Origin of the sequence: Mycobacterium sp. (assembly GCF_032159765.1) — a bacterium.
GTDB lineage: Bacteria > Actinomycetota > Actinomycetes > Mycobacteriales > Mycobacteriaceae > Mycobacterium.
This window is the reverse complement of record NZ_JAVHWM010000095.1, coordinates 1-5,403: the sequence shown is the minus strand read 5'-3', so window position 1 is coordinate 5,403 and position 5,403 is coordinate 1. Positions and strand designations below refer to the sequence as shown.

The following is a 5,403-nucleotide window of genomic DNA, read 5'->3' as shown; positions in this document are numbered from 1 at the left end:
ACCCGATCGGCCTCGGCGGGGGTCTGCGAGGCATCGACGGTCACGGCGCGCCAGACCCTCTCCCGCGCATTCAGATCGGGCGGCGCGGGGTCCGTCACGTCGACGCGAGCGACGGGCACGACCGACGGTTCTGCGGACTGATCCGAATGCCCGAATTCGAACGAGATGGTCGCCCCAGCAGTACCGGCGATGGACGCGGACAGCCCTGCGCCAGGGGCCGGCGTTGTTAACGTGAACCACTGGCTGGTCAGCGTCGCCGGGCCCGGTCCGGCGTCACGGCTGCCCCACAGATAGGTGGACATCCCGGTGCCGGGGCGATCGGGCGGCGGCGCGTCCCGCGCGAATCCACCAAGCGCCGTGAACCCCGTGGACGACCCGCCAGCGCCGGCCGCCGTCAGAATGTCGCCGTCGGCCAACACTTCTACCGAATCGGCGAACCCGCACGACGGCCGTCCGATCAGCCACCGCCAATTGGATTGGGCGAGAGACCCTTCGGGACGCCGCACTGGAGCGGACGCGAAAGACCCCAGCATGATCACGACTGACCCGCTCAAAGCCACCAGAGTGATCACCGCTGGTCCTGCGGCGATCACGCGGCGGATAGGACCAGTGCCGCGTGCTCGCATCACAGCAACCGGTACAGCGATGCCCACCAGCAGCAGAGCACCCCAGAACACCACCGACTGCAACGGCACTCCAAACGGACGCGGTCCGGTCATGGCCCACGGCACGCGGTACAGCTCCGGCAGCCACCAGGCATTCGGTCCTGCGAATCCGAGCGCCGCCACGGCGGCGGTCAGGCCACCTCCGATCAGGCCGAGCACCACGTCGCCGCGGGCGCGGGGCGATCCGCTCGGACTGACAACGAGCACCACGGCGACGGCCAGAAACGCGGCGAAAGCGCCGGCGAGCGCCCCCAGGTGGTACGACCACTTCGACGGAGCCACCGACATCAGCACCAGCGACACCGCGACGACGCCCGCCAGCCGGGCGGCCGCCGCCGTCACCGCATCTCGTCGTCGGAACGCGATCAGCCCGACAATGGGCACAAAGACAACGCTGAGCAAGACGGGCAAGCGCTTGGCGAAGCTGCCCATCTGATCAGTACCGAGCAGGTACTGGTATCGGTCCAGCTCGTGGTAGGGCGGCAGTGAGGGGCCGAAGAAGCGGTGCCACTCGGTGGCAGTGACGAAACCGTCCCACGTCTGGTCGGCGAACACGACGGTGAGCGACACCGCGGCAACCGCCGCGAGCAGAAGCCCGCGAACGACAAGATCGCCGGGGCGCGAGCAGCCGTCCCGCAGCATCCGGGCGATGCGCGGCGCAAACACCACGAACGGGGCCACCACGATGACGGCGGTCGGACTCACCGCGAAGGTCACCGCGGCGACCAGCACCGCGGCGGCGATCGCGCCGAGCCGTTGTGCCCGCCAGAGCAGCGCCAGCACCGCCGTCGCGCCGAGAGCCACCGCCCCCTCCGGGCGCACGCCGAGATTGAAAGGCATCCACGCAGCCAGGAAGAACACCGCCGCCACCGCACGCATCCGGGTGGTGGACGACACGGTGGGCAACGCCGCGCCCAGCACACCGCGACTCACCACGAACCAGGTTGCAACAGCGAGCACCGTGCTGAAGATGCGCAACCACATCGGTGCCACGCTGACCGTCACGAGCGGGGCAATCATCTGCTCCCACAACGCAAACGGAGTCTCTGAGGCGTTCCACCATCGGTAGTAGTTGCCCGGGTTACCGCTGGACGCGTAGGTGCGCGCAATCGTCGTCGCCCAGCCGTCGTCCACGGCCAGCGGGCCGATCACGGCCCAGGCCGCCAACACCCCGACCACGCCGATGTCCACCACCGCGCCGCCACGACGGGCGCGGCCTGCCGGCGGCGAACCGTCGGGCGGCTCTGCGTCGCGGCCGCTCCGACTCCTCATCAGCAGGGCCACCGCCGCGCCGGCGGCCAGCAGCTGGGCGATGACGAGAGCGAGTTTGGCGAGCGTCGGGCTCGTCGCGAACACACTGGAACTGCGGGCGGCCGCGGAGATCCCCGCCGCCCGGTCGGGCGGCAAGTCGGTACGGAATCCGAATACCCGGGGAACCCGCGCGCCGGGAACCACGAGGTTCGGGCCCGCCGGGTCCGACACCGTGACCCCGTGTTCGTCGGCATGCACCGTGAGGTCTCCGCCTTTCGCGACATCGACTGCGGGCACGACGACGTCGCGGCCGTCGACGCGCACCCGGGGCCCCGCGGCGCCGGTCTCGATCACGAGGCCGGCGTCGGCGGGACCCGTCGCGAACACAGTGACGGGGGCTTCCGACGCTCCTGGGGATACCGCCGTAGCGGGCACTTTGACCGTCAGCTCGGCAGGGCGGTACGGCACGAAGAACGCCGTGGTGGAAGCCGCGGGATGACCCGCGGACGGCCAGGTCACGCTGGCCTGCTCAGCCACGACCGATGCGAACGGCAGCGCGACGGCAGCCACGACACCGATCAAGCCAGCTGTCAGCTCCAGCACACGACGCATCACACCAGACTCGCGGACCGCTGAGCGCGCGATCACGCCCGCTCGAGACAGGCGACCGCGCGCCGACCTTCGGTTGAGACGCGCGCGACGTGGAAGCCGCATTCCCGCGCGAGTTGCTCTGCACTGTCCACCCCCGCCGATGCCCACGGGAACCACGGGCCGACTTGACTGCGTGATTCCAACCGCACGGGGTTTGTGCGAATGCCTGTGACGTGTGTGTCGAATTCGACCAAGCAGTGGCCGCCGTCGTCGAGTAGCTCGCCGACGCGTTTCAGCAGGCGGTGCGGGTCGCCTCCGATACCGATGTTGCCGTCGATGAGCAATGCCGTCTGCCAACGCCCAGTCGCGGGCATTGCGCCGAAGATGTCGAGATGCAGCGCAGGGGCGCCAAGGCGGCGCGCGATCGCGACGGCGGCCGCCGACTGGTCGACGCCGAGGGCGCAGACCCCGCGTTCGGCCAGCGACAGGACGAGTCGCCCCGGCCCGCAGCCCACGTCGATGACCGGGCCGACACACATCTGCAGCACCGCGTGATCGAAATCATCGTCGACGAGATTTCGGCCCAGCCACCGCTCAATCGGCAGCGACCGGATCTCGCCGTGCCGATGACGCACCCAACATCGTTCACCGGCGAGCGCGCGCTCGTACAGCGGACCCATCACAAAGCTTTACCCCCTATGGCAGCCAGAACCACCCCTCAGCCCACGCTGAAGGCCACGGTGTGCCACCCGGTGGCACCGTCGGGCATCGGGTCGGCAGGCTGCTCGACTTGCAGCGCCCCGGTGTTGTCGGTCGCGCGCACCCTGATCGTGTGATCGCCGGACGGGGCGACGTTCCAGTCGTAACTCCACAGCCGCCAGGTGTCATTGGAGTAGGCAGAAGCCAGCTGGGCGGAGCGCCACTCACCGTTGTCGATACCCACCTCGACTCTGCTCACCCCGCGGTTCTGCGCCCAAGCCACCCCGCCGAAGCGAACCGGCCCTGTAGGAACATTCTGAAGGCTCTTCGGCACGTCGATACGACTGGCCGTCTTGACCGGCGCCTTGTCCGCCCAGCCGAGCCCGGTCCAATACGCCTTCGCCCTGTCAAAGCGGGTCAGCTCCAAGTCCACGACCCACTTGGTCGCAGAGGCATAGCCGTACAGGCCCGGTACCACGAGCCGTGCCGGGTAGCCATGCTCCGCAGGCAGGGGCTGGCCGTTCATGGTGATCGCAAGCAGCGCGTCGCGGTCGTCGGTGAGCGCCTGCACCGGCGTGCCGGCGGTGAACCCGTCTACGGAGGTAGACAGCACCATGTCGGCGTCAGGGTGAATTCCGGTGCGCGAGAGCAGATCTCGCACTCGATACCCTGTCCAGGTGGCGTTACTTATGAGGTCCCCTCCAACGGGATTGGACACGCAGGTCAGAGTGACCGTCTTCTCGATTACGGGAAAAGCCGCGAGGTCGTCGAATGACAGCGTGATCTCCCGGTCGACCATGCCGTGAATCCTCAATCGCCAGCTATCTCGCGGCAGCTGAGGGATGTTGAGGGCGGTGTCGATGCGGTAGAAGTCCGGGTTGGGCGTGATGAACGGGGGCAGCGCCACACCGGTGGGTTGCACCTCGGCGACCGGTGGCGGTGCGGGCGCGGCCACCTGCGGAGCTTTGAACGCCGCGCGTTCACCGGCTACCGAGTGGACGGCACTCGCGAGCAGACGGCCGCCGACGCCGCCGGCGACCCCCACTCCCAGCAACACGAGCGCGGTCAGCCAGTGCCGCCGCTGCGGGTCTGTGGGGTGGGTGTCCGGATCCGGTTGGTCCGGTGCCGACTTGACGGTCAGCAGGCGCAGGACCGCCACGCCGGTGGCAGTGCCGACGCAGACCGGGATGACGTCCAGACCGTCGGCGCCGGCCCGACTGAGCACCGCAGCCGCTGCCGCGATCCCGGCGACGACGATCGCGGCGCTGCCCAGGGGGCGGCGGCGCGTTTCAGCCAGCCCCGCGAGCGCGGCCAGTACGACGATGACCGTGATCAGGGTGATCGCGAGGAACAGTTTGTCCGAAGTGCCGAAGGTGCTGATTGCCCATTCCTTGACGGGGCCCGGCGTCAGGTCGATCACCGTCGACCCGACGGCGTTCAGCGCATCGGCGTTCTGCCCGAACAGCACGGAAAGCAGCTCGGTGACCGCCAACGCGACAGCGGCAGCTGCCACCCCTCTGAGCAGGCGGATCCCGATAAGCGCCGACCTCACCGGCGCGTGGCCCGATCGGGCGACGTGTACATGTCAATCCATTCGGAGCCAGCGCAGGCCCGGATGGAAATCAGCGGCTCAGACCGTGTGCTCGGGGTCGCGGCGGCGTGACCCATCCGCATCGGCGCGCGCCGCGAATAGCGGTGATGGGTTCACGTGTTCGTCTAGGAGGCCTTCTCGCGGCAGCTCTCCTCGTGGCTGGCTGCAGTCCTGGGCCGGGCTCTTGTGCCTCGGGATCGCCTACGCCGTCGGGCAAACCCCCCACACCCGCCGCCGAGCCGGCCAAGGCCCCGGCACCGGCGGTGCCTCCGGCGGGCACAGTGGTTGCGGTCGGCGACGCACCCGAAGGCATCGTCGTCGGATCATCGGGCACTGGGGCGATTGCCGTGCGCAACCCCGACGGCATCGCGCTGTTCGACGCCAGCACCGGTGCTGTGCGGCAAACTGTCGCCACCGCTGGGCCCGCACGCCATCTCGAGCTTGCAGGACCCGGCGGGCCCGTCCTGGTGCCTCTGGAATCCTCAGACGAGTTGTCCGAAGTCCAGCTGAACGACGGGCGGGTGCTGTCAACGGCGACGGGTGTCGGCCGTCAACCGCACGACGCTGTCCTCACGTCGAGCGGCACCGTGGTGGTCACCAGCGAGA

At 69.2% G+C, this 5,403-nt stretch carries 4 protein-coding genes; 1 reads left to right on the top strand and 3 read right to left on the bottom strand.

What is annotated here, in order from left to right; all coding sequences use genetic code 11:
- From QOH60_RS10550 to QOH60_RS10540, 3 genes are all read right to left on the bottom strand, one after another.
- On the bottom strand, positions 1-2,528 hold a 2,528-nt coding region (locus tag QOH60_RS10550), incomplete at its 3' end, for an arabinosyltransferase domain-containing protein (protein ID WP_526419914.1).
- A gap of 32 nt (positions 2,529-2,560) precedes the next feature.
- Positions 2,561-3,190: a methyltransferase domain-containing protein gene (locus QOH60_RS10545; protein ID WP_526419912.1), complete on the bottom strand. Its 630-nt coding sequence runs from the start codon at positions 3,188-3,190 to the stop codon at positions 2,561-2,563.
- Positions 3,191-3,225: 35 nt separating this feature from the next.
- Complete coding sequence (locus QOH60_RS10540) at positions 3,226-4,719, bottom strand: molybdopterin-dependent oxidoreductase (protein WP_526419910.1); 1,494 nt, start codon at positions 4,717-4,719, stop codon at positions 3,226-3,228.
- A gap of 233 nt (positions 4,720-4,952) precedes the next feature.
- Between QOH60_RS10540 and QOH60_RS10535 the strand changes: the two genes are divergently transcribed.
- On the top strand, positions 4,953-5,403 hold a 451-nt coding region (locus tag QOH60_RS10535), incomplete at its 3' end, for a YncE family protein (protein ID WP_526419908.1).